Genomic DNA, 14,620 nt, shown 5'->3' with positions numbered 1-14,620 from the left:
AAACGGCTTTTACCGGGAATGCATTTCCTTCTGGCCGTTCCAAACAGGGAAGTGGAGGACATCTACCGGTTCGAGATCCTGGATCAAATGCGGGCGGGATTTTCCGTATCCCGTCTGGAATCCCTGCTGGACCATCTCCTGCAGGGAAATGCAAAGGCGTTTGCCGACGGAATGGAAAAATACCTCGAGTAGACAAATACATGCAATCAGGGGGGAAGTCTTTTGCAGCAGCTGCAGCTTGTTTTCAAAAAGAAATGTGTCCATTTTTCAGCTTTCATGAAAAACCGGGGAAAAGATCGTTTGGGTTCTACTCTTTTTTTGCTCCTGGTACTTTACAGTTTTGCTTTTTTGTCGATATTCGGTGTATCCAGACAAATTCCTGTTGCTTTCCAGGATTATTTGCCCCTTGGTAAATCCCTGGCCGTGGTTTTTGGCCTGGTTTATTTCCTTACCGGCATTTTCCCTTTGAAAGAATTCCGTTCCAAAGCAAGGGCGGCCTTGTTGGCCATACTCAGCTGGCTGGCTGGATACAGCTGGATTTTTTTCCATCTGGTCCACAATCCGTACAACATCACCATGTATACCAGACTGTATGTCCGGTATTACCGCAGCGGCATCATGTTCTTCCTGTTTCTGCTGATGGTGGAACTTCTGCTGGCCAATCAGAAGAAAAACAGGTTGCTGCTGTGGATCCAGCAGGGGGCCGCTTTTTTTCTCACATTCTTCCTACAGCTCTGTCCTTTGGTTTATGTTGGATATTTTATGAAATACCGCAGCCTTTTTGACGATATCTCGCTTCTTTCCATTCTGGCCACCAATGTTAAGGAAGCCGGAGAATACCTGCGTTCCATGTTTTCCGGAGGCCAGCTGGCCATTTTCGCCTGTGGGCTGTTGCTTCTTCTAGCAATCAGCTGGAAATTCAGCATACGGGAACCTCGGAGGAAAATCCTCTACACCAAACTCCAGCAGGCCGTCCTTGTGTTTTTTGTCTTTGTCATGTTTTTCACCGTTGCCCATAAAGGCAGTGCCTATTTCCCTCTGGATGTGTATGTGGGGCTGCATAAACTGGAGGGGGGCCCCATGCACGCATTCGATGCTCTGAAGAAAAACATCCGGAAGAATCAACAACAGATTTCTTTAGACAAAGAGAAAGCCCTGCCCATGAAGTTGCAGGGAACAGTGATCCTGGTGGTGGGAGAAACTGCCTGTCGGGATTATATGGCTGCCTTCAACCCAGAATACCCCTTGGAAACCACCCCTTGGGAATCCAGCATACGGCGAACCGATGGTTTTTTCTTCTTCCCCCAGGCCTATTCCAACTTTTCCAATACGGTGATGGCCCTCAGTCAGTCCCTTACCAGCTCCAATCAGTACAACAACATGCCTTTGGGAGAATCCGTGGATCTGGTCAGTTTGGCCAGAAAAGCCGGTTACCATACCTACTGGTTTTCCACTCAAGGAAAGGGCGAAGTGTGGGATGCGGCCATTACCACACTGGCCAATCAGGCGGATACCCGGAAATGGATGCCCTGGAAGCATGATGGCCAGCTGTTGGAACTGTTGAAAATGGTACCGGCCGATCAGAACAATTTCATCGTCCTCCATTTGAATGGAAGTCACTATCGGTATCGGGACCGGGTGCCCAAAAAGTTTGCCCAGGACCACACCTTCTCTCAAGTCCCGAAGGAAGAGGGAGAGTTCGACACCTCTCTGGCCTATACGGATGAAGTGCTTCAGCAGGTGTATCAGTACAGCCAGAAACATCTGAACCTTCAGGTGATGGTGTATTTTTCCGATCATGGAGAAAACATGAAATACAAGCATGTTTCCCATCCGTTTACCTTCGATATGGTGCGGATCCCTATGTGGATTTATCTTTCCCCGGCGTACCGGAGAGCCTATCCTGCCACAGGAAAGGCTCTTCAAGCCCATGAAAACACCGTGTTCACCAACGACCTGATTTTTGAAACCGTATGCGGGCTGATCCAGGCTCCGTCCAACCATTACAATCCTCAGTATGACCTTTCCCATCCTGCCTATGCCATTACCAAAGACACCGCAAAAACCATGAGAGGGGAATACAGCATACAGGAAGATCCGATTTGGGAAAAGAAAACAGGAGAGGAAGACTGATTGCGCACCAGATGCAGGAGCCGCAGGCCGGTTGGCCCGTTTCTGCACGGGTGTACGATGTTTTGCGGGCTGCCCTGCGTGCAGCCCCTACGATTTCGGTGGACGCATGGTGGTATTGGATTTCTTACCGGATCCGCCCCTGGTTTCGCTGGGCGATGATTTCCTCCTGCCGATTGTACTGGTCCAATGCCCACTGGGCCGGGTTGTTGCGGATATATTGAGACATCCGGATATACTCTTCCCGGGTGCGGATTATATGTTCGTAATATCCCCTCTGCCAAACGGGGTATCCGGCTTTCCTGGAAACACGTCCTTTATACAGATTCACAAACCGTCCAACAGACAAGGGGCAATGATTGCCTGTCTGCTGGATCTGAACGATAAAATGGATGTGGTTGGGCATGATGATCTTTTCGGGAATGGCAATATCTTCGAAAAAACGGCCCAGCACGGAAAGTTCGTTGTCTGCCGTCCCGCCAAGAAAGGACAATTCCAGCTGTCCTGCTGAAATACTGCCCAGCAGCATTTTTCGTTTCTCTGTACACAGGGTAATGAAATAGCAACCATTTTGGGAATAATCATAGTGGGACAAATGGGGATTTTTACGGGTGGGGAGCATGGGGTGGACCGTCCTTTCCTATAATATGTTCTGGATATTGTAACAATATTTAGAATAAAAAGCAAATTCAGTATAACAGGTATCCATAAACAATCCGCAGGGGCCGGTGGACCCATGATGGTTTGGATCTGCCTTCTTTTATTTTCCCCCTTGCTTTTCCTCAAAAACCTGCTATAATTAAGGCTGTAAGAAGTTTTTAATAAAAATTATTAAAAAGTAGACTTATCGGATTAACAGTCCGATGGACACAGTTTCAAGGGGAGGCTTTTCTTATGAAAAAATTCATTTGCAGAGTGTGCGGTTATGTGTATGAAGGCGAAGAAGCTCCGGAAAAATGCCCGCAGTGCGGCGCTCCGAAAGATAAATTCGATGAACTGAAGGAAGGCGTCAAGGAATACGCTGACGAACACGTGGTCGGCGTTGCCAAGGGCGTGGATGAACGGGTTCTGGAAGGGCTGCGTCAGCACTTCACCGGTGAATGCTCCGAAGTGGGCATGTATCTGGCCATGAGCCGTGTGGCAGACCGGGAAGGGTATCCGGAAGTGGCGGAAGCCTACAAACGGATCGCTTTCGAAGAAGCGGAACACGCTGCCAAATTCGCTGAACTGCTGGGTGAAGTGGTCACCGACAGCACCAAGAAGAACCTGGAAATGCGGGCTGCCGCTGAACAGGGTGCCTGCGCCGGCAAGAAGGAAATCGCCACCCTGGCCAAACAGCTGGGCTACGATGCCATCCATGACACCGTCCATGAAATGGCCAAGGACGAAGCCCGTCACGGCCGTGTATTCGATGGTCTGCTGGCCCGTTACTTCGCAAAATAATCCGGTTTGCAGCCGGTAAGGCTGCATCCTGAAGTCCCGCTGGGGAGGGACCGGGGCCTGTTGGCGCCCTGCCTTCCCGGCGGGATTTTTTCTGCTGTCTGTGGCTCCTGGAGGTGCACCCATGTATTTATCCAGTATGCGTATCCAGAATTACCGAAATTTCAAAGACATCACCATGACCTTCCATCCCCTGGCCAATTATCTGGTGGGGGAGAACGACATCGGCAAAAGCGGGTTCCTCCGGCTCCTGTCCTATATGGCCAACGCCTGGACCCTGCCGGAAAACGACTATGACGATCCCAAACAGCCCATCCGGATCACCCTGGATCTCCATCTGCTCCAGAGCCCGAATGAATACTTTGCCGACACCCCCCAGGACCATCCGGAAAAAATCCGGGTACGGCTGGAAATGAAGGTGACGGATATCTGTCCCCATCTCTATGATGGGGAGACCGGACAGGAAATGCCCCTGGAAACCATCCGCCGGCTCCGCTACATCAGCTATTCCGCCATCAGCCAGGAGGACCAGGCGGTGCGGCCCCAGGTGTACCGGGCTCTGGAAAAGTGTCTGGCCCAGTGGGAAGCCAGCCACTGCGGTCCCCTGCCGGAGGAGGAACGGCAGTTTATCCAGCACGAAGTGAATGTGGGGTATTTCGATTCTTCCTATTATGAATGCATTTTCTACCTGTCCCGGATTCTCTGCCGGAGCAACCGGCATCGGGCGGACAATCTGAAGTTCATTTCCCTGGCGGCTCTCCGGATCATTACCCAGGTGTACCAGATGGCCCACAGCCGGGCGGTGCCCCTGGAGCATACCATCATTGTGGATGGCAAGGGCAAACGGTATCTGCCCCTGATCATTTCCATCGATGAGCCGGAGATCCACCTGCACCCCTATATGCAGCGGTCCATTCTCCAGTATTACCAGCAACTGCTGAACAACGAGGATCCCCAGTTCTGCGCCCTGCTGAAGGACCTGTTCGGGCTGGACGGGCTCCGTGGCCAATTGTTTGTGGTGACCCATTCCACGGATTCCCTGATCGACGACTACCGGAACATCCTCCGGCTGTACCATGACCGCAGGGGTCTGGTCAAAGCGGCCTGCGGGGCCAGTTTCCATGTCAACCGGGAAATCGAGAAGCATCTGATTATGCATTTTCCGGAAGTGAAGGAGGCACTTTACGCCCGGAGTGTGATCCTGGTGGAAGGGGAGACGGAGTACGGCTGCTTCCAGCTGTTCGGACGGACGGTGGGGGTTCCTTTCGATTATTACGGCATTTGTCTCATCAACGCCCGGGGCGAAAGTTCCATTGCCAAGATCAAGAAGCTGCTGGAATATTTCCGGCTGCCGGTGGTGGCTTTGTACGATGCGGACGTGAAGGAGGCCCACAAGCGGGAAAAAGGGGTGTACTTCACCGACGGAGTCTGTTTTGAAATGGACCTGTCCCAGACCATGCTCCAGCGTGGAAAGCGCCAGGCTCTGGACCGGATCATCGACGTGGCATGCGGCGGCACGGGCCGGACCAGCTACGACATGGTGAAAAAGGCCTGTCACAAGCTCCAGCTGGATCCCCGGGACTTTCCGCCCGGTCCCCTGTACAAGGCCAAACCCCATCAGGGACCGGTATGGGTGTATTATTTTGCCTGGCTCTACAGCAACAAGGGGGTCATCCTGGGACGGCTCATCGGCCAGTCCCTCCAGAAGGAAGAAGTGCCTCCGGCTTTCGTACGGGTGATCCAGGCCGCCGGGCGTCTGGCTACGGTGCCGGAAAGGGCATAATTATTGATGAATTTTGAAAAATATGGTACCCTTAGAAAGGAATGTTGTATATCTTTGCACTGAGGGGGAGCCTTATGGAAAATTTCTGGATTGCGGCAGGGGCGGTGCTGCCTCTGATGATCTACATGGCCATCGGTCTTCTGGCCCGGCGGAAGTATCACTTCAATGAAAGTCATATTTCCAACTTCAACAAAATCGTCTTTGGTGTGTTCCTGCCCACCAACATGTTCTATTCGGTGTATTTCACCGACATTGGCAAGGTGATGCGGCCCGGGTTCGTGCTGTTTGCGGTGGGAGCCCTGCTGACGGTGTTTGTAACGGGCTGGGTGCTGGTGACCGCCCTGGTGAAGGACAACAAAAAGCGGGGGGCCATGATCCAGGCCTTTTACCGGAGCAATTTCATCCTGCTGGGGGTGCCCCTGGTGGAAAATCTCTACGGAACGGAAGCGGCGGCTGTGCCTCTGATGCTCTGCGCCATCATCATCCCCATCTACAATGTACTGGCGGTGTTCACCCTGGAAACTTTCCGGGGCGGCACCTTCAATCCGCTCCATATCCTGGCCGGGGTAGCCCGGAATCCCATGATCATGGGAGCGGTGGCCGGGCTTCTGTGCAAGCTGCTTCCCTTTCCGCTGCCCGTGGCCCTGCTGAAATGCATCAAGGCCATTGCCGGCAGCACCACTCCCTTTGCCCTGATCGTTCTGGGTGCTTCCTTTACCCTCCAGGGGGCCATCAGTGAAATCCGGGAACTGGCCTTTACCGTGGCCGGCCGTCTGGTGATTGCGCCTCTTATTGTAATCGGGGGTGCGGTGGCGCTGGGATACCGGCAGGTGGACCTGGCGGCGCTCATGGCTATGTCCGCCACTCCCTGTGCGGTGGCGTCTTTTGCCATGGCTCAGCAGATGGACAGTGACGGAGAACTGGCCGGAAACTGCGTAATTTTCAGCTCGGCTCTTTCCTGCATCACCATGTTCCTCTGGGTGTTCATTACGAAAAATCTGGGACTGTTATGATCAAATTGAAAAATACACTCCAAAAATGATATACTATCTGTAAAGACAGTCTAAACAGGGAGGTCCCCAAAGATATGGTAAAAATCAATGCATCTTTATCCAAAGAAAAACGGATCCTGAAAGCTGCGGAACAGGTGTTTTCCCACAAGGGATACACCCAGGCAACCCTGGATGAGATCATCCAGATCGCGGATACCGGAAAGGGGACTGTCTACAAATATTACAAGAACAAGGAAAATCTGTTCTATACCCTGGTGGAGGCCAAAAACCGGAAGCTGATGAAGGCCATGGAAACGGCCGTGGAGGAAGGGGAAACTTTTTCCGATCAGTTCCGGGGCTATGTGGAAGCGTTCCTGCATTTTTTGGAGAAGAATGAGACCCTGTGGTCGGTGATCCTGTTCGAACTGCTGAACCAGCAGGCCGGCTGGCGGCTTCTCTGGGATGAAAAGAAACAGGACTGGCGGCTGGATGTCCGGTGGGGCAAAAAGCCGGAAGAAAAGGATGTGGCCATGAAACGGCGGTATGCGGAGCTGATTTATGGGGAAATCCAGCTGCTCCAGGGCATTTTCCAGAAAGCCATCGACAGGCAGTATCTGAAGCCTCTTACCGATTTGCAGCTGATGAGCCAGAATTTCTATTTCAGTATTTTCATGCTCAGCAACCAGGGAGCCTTTACCAAAGAAAACCGGGAAAGGGTCGTGGATGGCATGATCGACCGGTTCCTGTACGGACACAAAGAAAAAACTGCCGCCCGGTAAGGGAGGCAGTTTTTTTGTGGCAGAATGGCGGGCGGCCGGGTGTGTCGCCCTGCGGACCCGATGAATATCATATCCACGGTCCCGTAGGGGCCGCACGCCGGGCGGCCCGGAATCCCGCACTTTCTTACAGACGGTGGGAGGAATTCAGCACATCCCGCATCTTGTGGGCCACCATCATCTTGATGGCTTCCCGGCCCTTGCCCAGATAGGAGCGGGGATCAAAATCTTCCGGATGTTCATACAGGTACTTCCGGATGGAGGCGGTCATGGCCAGACGCAGGTCGGTATCGATGTTGATCTTGCAGACCCCGTAGGTTCCGGCCTTTTTCAGCATGTCTTCCGGACAGCCCTGGGCACCGGCCAGTTTGCCGCCGTATTTGTTGCATTCTGCCACGAATTCCGGGATAACGGTGGAAGCTCCATGGAGCACCAGCGGGAACCCGGGAAGCATGTTGGTGATCTTTTCCAGACGGGCAAAATCCAGTTCCGGTTTGCCTTTGAACTTGTAAGCCCCGTGGCTGGTGCCGATGGCGATGGCCAGGGAGTCCACACCGGTCCGTTCCACAAATTCCACAGCCTGGTCCGGATCCGTATAGGTGGCGTCTTTGGTGTTGACCTTTACGGCATCTTCTACGCCGGCCAGTTTGCCCAGTTCGGCTTCCACCACGACCCCTTTGTTGTGGGCATAGTCCACCACCCGTTTGGTCAGTTCGATGTTTTCTTCAAAAGGATATTTGGAGCCGTCGATCATGACAGAGGTAAAACCGCCGTCCACGCAGGCCTTGCAGATATCGAAATCAGCGCCGTGATCCAGGTGCAGGGCAATGGGCAGACCGGTGTCTTCCATGGCGGCTTCCACCAGGTGCAGCAGGTAGCTGTGCTTGGCATATTTCCGGGCCCCGGCGGATACCTGCAGGATCAGGGGAGATTCTTCTTCTTTGGCAGCATCCACAATGCCCTGGACGATTTCCATATTGTTGACGTTAAAGGCGCCAACGGCATAATGGCCTTCGTAGGCTTTCTTGAACATTTCTTTCGTGGTTACAAATGGCATGGTGAAACCTCCTTGAGTATCAGTTATTTTTTATTATACCATACTTTCCGGAAATCGGGCGGCAGGGGAGCGGTGATTTCCACCGGTCTGCCCGTAAAGGGTTCCCGGAAGGCCACCTTCCAGGCATGGAGATAATGGCGGCCGGGAGCCCCGGGGGTGCCGTAGAGGGTATCCCCCAGAAGGGGGTGGCCGGCGGCTGCCGCATGGACCCGGATCTGGTGGGTGCGGCCGGTTTCCAGCTGGAACCGGACCAGGGACAGGCCCTCCTTTTCGCCCAGTACCTGGTACCGGGTACGGGCAGGCTGTCCATCCGGGTCCACCTGCCGTTCCACAATGGAACCGGGCCGGCGGCCGATGGGCCAGTCCAGGATCCCTGCCGGCTGTTCCCAATGGCCCAGGGTCAGAGCCAGATAGGTCTTTTCCAGCCGGTTCCGGGACAGCATATGGTGGAGACAGGCGTTTTTGGCAAAAAGCACCACTCCGGATGTTTCCCGGTCCAGCCGGGATACCGGATGGACGGCGCTGGAAATGTGATGGGTCTGGAAATACCAGGCCACCCGGCGGCTGAGAGCGGGAGTCCGTTCCTTTCCTGCATTGTGGGTCACCAGGCCGGCCGGTTTGTCCACAGCCAGATACAGCTCCGTTTCCTCCAGGATGGACAGGGGTGCTTCTTCCGGTTCCAGGGTGCAGGGTTCCGGCAGAAAGGTCCAGGAAACCCGGTCTCCCGGCTGGAGCAGCAGATCCCGCTGGATGATTTCCTCGTTCACCTGGAGGGCACCGGCGGCCTTCAGCTTCTTCCAGTAGGTGCCGGAAAGGCCCTGGTCCCGGAGAAAGGATTTCAGTCGCTGGGGCAGGGCGGACGGGGCGAGACAAAGTTCCATTACAGCACCTTCTGGCCCAGGATGCAGGCCAGGATCCCGAAAAACAGGCTGAGCCCCATGTAGAGAGCTGCGGTGATTCCGGCTCCCTTATCCACCAGCTGCTGGCTTTCCAGGGCAAAAGAGGAAAACGTGGTGAACCCGCCGCAGATGCCCACTTTGAGGAACAGGGCCAGCCGGGGATGGAGGGAGTTCCGGGCGGCCAGGGCCGTTACCAGGCCGATGAGAAAGGCACCGGCAATATTGATGAAAAAGGTCTTCAGGGGAAAGCCGCTGCTGTGGCTCAGGGGCAGCAGCCCGATGAGATACCGGCAGATGGCGCCGATACAGCCCCCCAGACCAACGATCACACATTCAGTCATGGAAAAGTCTCCTTTGCATAGTCATACGGCATATTATACCATACTCAGTGCAGAGTGCAGAGTGAAGAGCACGGACGCTGAAAATCCAATGACCCATTGCGATGCCGTAGGGGCCGCACGCCGGTTGCCCGCCAGATCTGGATTTCGTGGTGCTGATGGTGCTGCCGGTGTGGATTTTCTTCAACCTGCCCCTGATGCTGTTGTATGAAATCAGCCTGGGGCTGATCCGGGTGCTGCTGAAATGCTGAGGAACCTGTCCTTTTGGAGGCGCTCATGGTATAATAAACAGGATGGAATGAGGGGATACCTCTTAATAAATTGAATAGGCTGTCTTAGAAATAGAGTCTTCCTTTCAAGACTCTATTTCTGTAAGATGGAAGAAACAGAACCAGAAAGGATTTTCACATGCAGAATTCTGAAGATACAGCGAAACTGAAACAGCTCCAGGCCATCCTCCGGGACCTGGGCAGTGTGGCGGTGGCTTTTTCCGGAGGGGTGGATTCCACCTTTCTCCTGAAGGTGGCGCATGATACACTGGGAGACAAGGTACTGGCCGTAACGGCCCGTTCCTGTTCTTTCCCGGAACGGGAACTGAAGGAAGCCAAAGCTTTTTGTGAGAAAGAAGGGATCCGCCATCTGGTAGTGGATTCGGAAGAACTGTTCATTCCGGGCTTTTCCCACAATCCCACCAACCGGTGCTATCTGTGCAAACATGAACTGTTCGAAAAGATCCTGGAAGTGGCCAAAGAGAACCACCTGGCGGCTGTGGTGGAAGGTTCCAACCTGGATGACGAGGGCGATTACCGTCCCGGGCTCCAGGCCATTGCGGAACTGAAGATCGCCAGCCCCCTGCGCCGGGCGGGCCTGTACAAAAAGGAAATCCGGGCGCTTTCCAAAGAGCTGGGGCTCCCCACCTGGAACAAGCAGTCCTTTGCCTGCCTGTCCTCCCGGTTCGTCTATGGGGAAGAAATCACGCCCCGGCGGCTGGGTATGGTGGACAAGGCAGAACAGCTGCTGCTGGATATGGGCTTCCATCAGCTGCGGGTGCGGATCCACGGGGGGAACCTGGCCCGGATCGAAGTGATGCCGGAAGAACTCTGGAAAGTGCTGGATCACCGGCTGGAGATCACGGAAAAACTGAAGGGATACGGTTTTGCCTATGTGACACTGGACCTTCTGGGCTACCGGACCGGCAGCATGAATGAAACCCTGTCCCCGGAAAAGAAGGCCTGACCATGGAAGCGAAAGAGATCCTGGAAAAAGTCCGGAACGGAGAGATTTCCGTGGAAGCCGCGGAAAAATTCTTCCGGCAGAAGCCTTTTGACGACCTGGGCTTTGCCAAACTGGATACCCACCGGAAGATCCGTACGGGCTTCGGGGAAGTGGTGTTCTGCAGCGGAAAAAAGGATGAGCACCTGCAGCAGATTTTCCGGAAACTGGCGGAAGAGGAAGGCAATGTGCTGGGGACCCGGGCCAGCCGGGAACAATATGAACTGATCCGCGCCCTGTGTCCGGATGCGGTATATGACTCCCTGTCCCGCCTGGTGAAAATCATCCGGAAACCGGTGGAACTCCGGGGCTCCGTAGCAGTGTGCACGGCCGGTACGGCGGATATCCCGGTGGCGGAAGAGGCGGCCCAGACGGCGGAATTCTTCGGTAGTAAAGTGAACCGGGTCTATGATGTGGGAGTCAGCGGACTCCACCGGCTCCTGGCCAGCCTGGACCCCATTCAGGAAGCCAACTGCGTCATTGCGGTGGCGGGCATGGAAGGGGCCCTGCCCAGTGTGCTGGGAGGCCTGGTGAGCAATCCGGTGATCGCCGTCCCCACCTCCATCGGCTACGGGGCCAGCCTCCAGGGGATTTCGGCTCTTCTCACCATGCTCAACAGCTGTGCCAACGGCATTGCGGTGGTGAACATCGACAACGGCTACGGAGCCGGATACATGGCCACCCAGATCAACCGGCTGGCCTGCGGAAAGGAACGGTGACGGTATGGAAAAAATGCTCTATCTGGAATGCAAAAGCGGCATCAGCGGGGATATGACCGTAGGGGCCCTGCTGGATCTGGGTGCGGATGAACAGGTGCTCCGGAAGGCCCTGGCCTCCCTGCCCCTGACCGGATATACGGTGGAAATCAGCCGGGTAAAGAAGGCCGGCCTGGACTGCTGTGACTTCCTGGTGCGGCTGGATGCAGAGCACGAAAACCACGACCACGATATGGACTATCTCTACGGCTTTGCCAAAAACCAGGCAGCACCGGAAGCCCCGGAAGGAGAAGGCCACCAGTACGGGAACCATGGACATCATCATGGACATGACCATGAGCACCAGGAGGGTGGCGCCGAAACCCATGCCCATCATCACCATCATGCCCACCGGGGGCTCAGGGAAGTGCTGGACATCCTGGCCCAGGGAGAACTGACGGAAGGGGCCCATGCCCTGGCGGTGAAGATCTTTACCATCCTGGGAGAAGCGGAAGCCAAAGCCCATGGTACTACCCTGGAAGAAGTCCATTTCCACGAAGTGGGAGCGGTGGATTCCATTGTGGACATTGCGGCGGCAGCCGTGTGCCTGGACAACCTGGGGATCCGGGACGTGGTGATCCCGGTACTCCATGAAGGGACCGGAAGTGTCCGCTGTGCCCATGGCATCCTGCCCATTCCAGTGCCGGCGGTGGCCAATATCGCAGCCGCCCACCATCTGCCCCTCCACATCATGCCCTTTGCCGGGGAATATGTGACTCCCACCGGGGCTGCCATTGCCGCTGCCATCCGGACCCGGAGCCAGCTGCCGGAAACCTTCACGGTAGCCAGAGTGGGGCTGGGAGCAGGGAAACGGGAACAGGCCATGCCCAGCCTGCTCCGGGCCATGATCCTGGAAGTACCGGAAGAACCGGTTCCGGCTCCCTGGGAAGAAGACACCATCTGGAAACTGGAAACCAACCTGGACGACTGCACCGGGGAAGCCCTGGGCCACGTGATGGACCAGCTGCTTTCAGCCGGCGCCCGGGACGTGCAGTATGCCCCGGTTTACATGAAGAAAAACCGGCCAGGTTGGCTGGTCACCGTACTTTGCAAAGAAGCGGAACGGACCGGCCTGGAAGCCCTGCTGTTTGCAGAAACCACCACCATCGGCATCCGCCGGAGCCGGATGGAACGGAGCATCCTGGAACGGCAGAGCCAAATGGCGGAAACCTCCCTGGGGCCGGTAGCGGTGAAAGCTGTCCAGGTACCGGTTGTGGATATTGAAGGCAGCGTGACAGGAGAAACGGAAACCCGGCTTTATCCGGAATATGACGCCATTGCCGGCCTGTGCCGCAGTACTGGCCGCAGCTATCAGGCAGTATGGCAGCAGGTGCTGGGAGAACTGGCTCCTGCCCCGAAAAAGGAGGAATGACCCATGCATATGGCGGACGCTCTGCTGTCTCCCGGTGTAGCCGGGGCCATGTACGCCCTTTCGGGAGCGGCGGCCTGGTACGGGGCCCGGAAAGTAAAAAAATCCCATGATCCGGGACTGGTGCCGGAAATGGGGGTACTGGGGGCCTTTGTGTTTGCTGCCCAGATGCTGAATTTTGCCATCCCCGGCACCGGTTCTTCCGGCCATCTGTGCGGGGGGATGCTTTTATCGGCAGTGCTGGGACCCAGTGCCGGCTTCCTGACCCTGATCGGAGTGCTGGCCCTCCAGTGCCTGGCTTTTGGGGATGGGGGCCTGCTGGCTTTGGGAGCCAATGTGTGGAACATGGCTTTTTACGGTTGTTTTGTGGGGGGCGGCATCCTGTGGCCCCTTTTGACCCGCAAAGGGCTGACAAAAGGGCGGATTGCTGCCTCCAGCATCCTGGGCAGCGTACTGACCCTCCAGCTGGGTGCCTTCTCCGTGGCGGCAGAAACCACCCTGTCCGGGATCACCCAGCTGCCTTTTGCCGCCTTTCTCCTGCTGATGCAGCCCATCCATCTGGCCATCGGCTTGGTGGAAGGGCTGATCACCACAGCGGTGCTGGTATTCCTCTATGAAAACCGTCCGGAGCTGCTCCGGCAGCCTTTTGGAGAAGGGAGGGCAGGGAAGAGTGCCTGGAGCCGGAAGAAGACCCTGGGGGTACTTACCGGCCTGGCCCTGGTGCTGGGGGGTGCCGTCTCTCATTTTGCGTCGGAAGATCCTGACGGACTGGAATGGTCCCTGGCCCGGCTCACCGGTTCCCCTGAACTGGATGGACCGGCAGGGGGAATCTACGGACTGGCGGCCAGGATCCAGGAAGTCACAGCGCTCTTCCCGGATTACCAGATTCCCGGACTGGAGGCCGGTTGGGGGACAGCTTTTTCCGGGATCATCGGGACGGTCCTGGTGCTGGGGCTGATCCATCTGGCCGGCCGGAAACTGACCGGACGGCAGTCATGAAGTCCCTGGACGGGGCCATCGGGACCCTCCATCTGCTGGATGACCTGGCGGCAGAGGATACGCCGCTCACCCGGCTGGCTCCTCTGGCCAAAATAGGGTCCCTGTTCCTGTACCTGGCCGCTTTTGCCAGCCTGGGCCCAAACCACCTGGCCGGGGCCTGTCTGCTGCTCCTGCCTTTGCCGGTGCTGTACCAGGTGGGGAAGATTCCCTGGAAGCCGGCTCTCCGCCAGTGTCTGCCGGTCCTGCTCCTTTTGGCCGGAGTGGGGGCGGTGAACCTGTTTTTTGCCCAGGGTACTGCTGTTACCTTGGGGACTTTCCGTCTTTCTGCAGGGGCTGCAGCCTTTCTGCTGCTTTTGCTCAAGGGCCTGGGCTGTGTGCTGTCCGGCTGGCTGCTGCTGGCTACCACCAGTCTGGAACGGCTGGCCTGCGCCCTCCAGAAACTGCCCCTGCCCCAGGTACTGATCATTTCCACCCTGCTTACCTGGCGGTACCTGGTGCTGCTGCTCCAGGAAGGCCGCCGGATGCAGCAGGCCTATGCTCTCCGGGCACCCCGGACCAGAGGGATCCCCTGGAAGATCAGCGGCAGTTTACTGGGACTGCTGTTTCTCCGGAGCCTGGACCGGGCCCGGACTGTCTACGAAAGTATGGAACTCCGGGGATTCCAGGGCCGCTTTCCGGAAACCGGAGCCGAAAGTTCTGTTTGCGCCAGCCTGCTGCTGGTGATCCTGACCCTGGTCTGGTGCCTGGTGTGCCGGAACCTGGGATAACTTGTCTTGCCATTTCATCCATTCTGCTGCTGAAGGAGTCCTG

15 protein-coding genes are annotated in these 14,620 nt (G+C 56.1%); 10 read left to right on the top strand and 5 right to left on the bottom strand.

From position 1 onward, the window contains the following. Window positions 1-9: 9 nt before the first annotated feature. Entirely contained in the window at window positions 10-264 is a 255-nt protein-coding gene (locus ACTQY1_RS03415) for a hypothetical protein (RefSeq protein WP_441373783.1), read from the bottom strand. 234 nt (window positions 265-498) lie between these two features. Between ACTQY1_RS03415 and ACTQY1_RS03410 the strand changes: the two genes are divergently transcribed. Further along, a complete protein-coding gene (locus ACTQY1_RS03410; RefSeq protein ID WP_441373782.1) occupies window positions 499-2,133 on the top strand; it encodes a phosphoethanolamine transferase in 1,635 nt (544 codons plus the stop codon). A 124-nt stretch (window positions 2,134-2,257) separates the two neighbouring features. Here ACTQY1_RS03410 and ACTQY1_RS03405 read toward each other — a convergent pair whose 3' ends face one another. Then, window positions 2,258-2,752, bottom strand: coding sequence for a transposase (locus tag ACTQY1_RS03405; RefSeq protein WP_022488063.1), 495 nt, complete (start codon window positions 2,750-2,752; stop codon window positions 2,258-2,260). Window positions 2,753-3,024: 272 nt separating this feature from the next. Here ACTQY1_RS03405 and ACTQY1_RS03400 point away from each other — a divergent pair, with 272 nt between their 5' ends. The 4 genes from ACTQY1_RS03400 to ACTQY1_RS03385 all read left to right on the top strand — a co-directional run bounded on the left by ACTQY1_RS03400 (window position 3,025) and on the right by ACTQY1_RS03385 (window position 7,124). After that, complete coding sequence (locus tag ACTQY1_RS03400) at window positions 3,025-3,573, top strand: ferritin family protein (RefSeq protein WP_012938354.1); 549 nt, start codon at window positions 3,025-3,027, stop codon at window positions 3,571-3,573. 121 nt (window positions 3,574-3,694) lie between these two features. Then, complete coding sequence (locus ACTQY1_RS03395; RefSeq protein ID WP_074704318.1) at window positions 3,695-5,353, top strand: ATP-dependent nuclease; 1,659 nt, start codon at window positions 3,695-3,697, stop codon at window positions 5,351-5,353. A gap of 74 nt (window positions 5,354-5,427) precedes the next feature. Next, on the top strand, window positions 5,428-6,366 hold the full coding sequence (locus tag ACTQY1_RS03390; RefSeq protein ID WP_441368675.1) for an AEC family transporter: 939 nt from the start codon (window positions 5,428-5,430) through the stop codon (window positions 6,364-6,366). Between the two features lie 74 nt (window positions 6,367-6,440). Beyond that, on the top strand, window positions 6,441-7,124 hold the full coding sequence (locus tag ACTQY1_RS03385; protein ID WP_278341961.1) for a TetR/AcrR family transcriptional regulator: 684 nt from the start codon (window positions 6,441-6,443) through the stop codon (window positions 7,122-7,124). A 124-nt stretch (window positions 7,125-7,248) separates the two neighbouring features. Here ACTQY1_RS03385 and fba read toward each other — a convergent pair whose 3' ends face one another. The 3 genes from fba to crcB are packed head-to-tail and all read right to left on the bottom strand — an operon-like array spanning window position 7,249 to window position 9,418. Further along, entirely contained in the window at window positions 7,249-8,178 is a 930-nt protein-coding gene (fba, locus tag ACTQY1_RS03380) for a class II fructose-1,6-bisphosphate aldolase (RefSeq protein WP_022488060.1), read from the bottom strand. A gap of 23 nt (window positions 8,179-8,201) precedes the next feature. After that, entirely contained in the window at window positions 8,202-9,059 is an 858-nt protein-coding gene (locus tag ACTQY1_RS03375) for an RluA family pseudouridine synthase (RefSeq protein ID WP_281739027.1), read from the bottom strand. Continuing rightward, complete coding sequence (crcB, locus tag ACTQY1_RS03370; RefSeq protein WP_012938360.1) at window positions 9,059-9,418, bottom strand: fluoride efflux transporter CrcB; 360 nt, start codon at window positions 9,416-9,418, stop codon at window positions 9,059-9,061. Before crcB ends, ACTQY1_RS03375 begins: the two co-directional genes overlap by 1 nt. A gap of 405 nt (window positions 9,419-9,823) precedes the next feature. Here crcB and larE point away from each other — a divergent pair, with 405 nt between their 5' ends. The 5 genes from larE to ACTQY1_RS03345 are packed head-to-tail and all read left to right on the top strand — an operon-like array spanning window position 9,824 to window position 14,577. Continuing rightward, the gene (gene larE, locus ACTQY1_RS03365) at window positions 9,824-10,651 is read left to right on the top strand and encodes an ATP-dependent sacrificial sulfur transferase LarE (protein ID WP_441368676.1); all 828 of its coding nucleotides are present in this window, start codon (window positions 9,824-9,826) and stop codon (window positions 10,649-10,651) included. A 2-nt stretch (window positions 10,652-10,653) separates the two neighbouring features. Continuing rightward, the gene (gene larB, locus ACTQY1_RS03360; RefSeq protein WP_074704312.1) at window positions 10,654-11,406 is read left to right on the top strand and encodes a nickel pincer cofactor biosynthesis protein LarB; all 753 of its coding nucleotides are present in this window, start codon (window positions 10,654-10,656) and stop codon (window positions 11,404-11,406) included. Window positions 11,407-11,410: 4 nt separating this feature from the next. Then, window positions 11,411-12,814, top strand: a complete 1,404-nt coding sequence (gene larC, locus ACTQY1_RS03355; protein WP_441368677.1) for a nickel pincer cofactor biosynthesis protein LarC — start codon at window positions 11,411-11,413, stop codon at window positions 12,812-12,814. Window positions 12,815-12,817: 3 nt separating this feature from the next. Beyond that, window positions 12,818-13,810, top strand: a complete 993-nt coding sequence (locus ACTQY1_RS03350) for an energy-coupling factor ABC transporter permease (RefSeq protein WP_288310675.1) — start codon at window positions 12,818-12,820, stop codon at window positions 13,808-13,810. Then, window positions 13,807-14,577: an energy-coupling factor transporter transmembrane component T family protein gene (locus ACTQY1_RS03345; protein WP_022486973.1), complete on the top strand. Its 771-nt coding sequence runs from the start codon at window positions 13,807-13,809 to the stop codon at window positions 14,575-14,577. Before ACTQY1_RS03350 ends, ACTQY1_RS03345 begins: the two co-directional genes overlap by 4 nt. Window positions 14,578-14,620: the final 43 nt, after the last annotated feature.

Origin of the sequence: Acidaminococcus sp. HCP3S3_G9_1, assembly GCF_052122455.1 — a bacterium.
In the GTDB taxonomy this organism is placed as follows: Bacteria; Bacillota; Negativicutes; order Acidaminococcales; family Acidaminococcaceae; genus Acidaminococcus.
The sequence above is the reverse complement of the archived record's forward strand: the minus strand, read 5'-3'. Positions and strand labels throughout refer to the sequence as shown.

Bases quoted from the DNA above. Each gene is read 5' to 3' on its own strand.
- ACTQY1_RS03415 (WP_441373783.1), bottom strand. From the start codon at position 264: ATGGACACATTTCTTTTTGAAAACAAGCTGCAGCTGCTGCAAAAGACT.
- ACTQY1_RS03405 (WP_022488063.1), bottom strand. From the start codon at position 2,752: ATGCTCCCCACCCGTAAAAATCCCCATTTGTCCCACTATGATTATTCC.
- ACTQY1_RS03400 (WP_012938354.1), top strand. From the start codon at position 3,025: ATGAAAAAATTCATTTGCAGAGTGTGCGGTTATGTGTATGAAGGCGAA.
- ACTQY1_RS03395 (WP_074704318.1), top strand. From the start codon at position 3,695: ATGTATTTATCCAGTATGCGTATCCAGAATTACCGAAATTTCAAAGAC.
- ACTQY1_RS03390 (WP_441368675.1), top strand. From the start codon at position 5,428: ATGGAAAATTTCTGGATTGCGGCAGGGGCGGTGCTGCCTCTGATGATC.
- ACTQY1_RS03385 (WP_278341961.1), top strand. From the start codon at position 6,441: ATGGTAAAAATCAATGCATCTTTATCCAAAGAAAAACGGATCCTGAAA.
- fba (WP_022488060.1), bottom strand. From the start codon at position 8,178: ATGCCATTTGTAACCACGAAAGAAATGTTCAAGAAAGCCTACGAAGGC.
- ACTQY1_RS03375 (WP_281739027.1), bottom strand. From the start codon at position 9,059: ATGGAACTTTGTCTCGCCCCGTCCGCCCTGCCCCAGCGACTGAAATCC.
- crcB (WP_012938360.1), bottom strand. From the start codon at position 9,418: ATGACTGAATGTGTGATCGTTGGTCTGGGGGGCTGTATCGGCGCCATC.
- larE (WP_441368676.1), top strand. From the start codon at position 9,824: ATGCAGAATTCTGAAGATACAGCGAAACTGAAACAGCTCCAGGCCATC.
- larB (WP_074704312.1), top strand. From the start codon at position 10,654: ATGGAAGCGAAAGAGATCCTGGAAAAAGTCCGGAACGGAGAGATTTCC.
- larC (WP_441368677.1), top strand. From the start codon at position 11,411: ATGGAAAAAATGCTCTATCTGGAATGCAAAAGCGGCATCAGCGGGGAT.
- ACTQY1_RS03350 (WP_288310675.1), top strand. From the start codon at position 12,818: ATGCATATGGCGGACGCTCTGCTGTCTCCCGGTGTAGCCGGGGCCATG.
- ACTQY1_RS03345 (WP_022486973.1), top strand. From the start codon at position 13,807: ATGAAGTCCCTGGACGGGGCCATCGGGACCCTCCATCTGCTGGATGAC.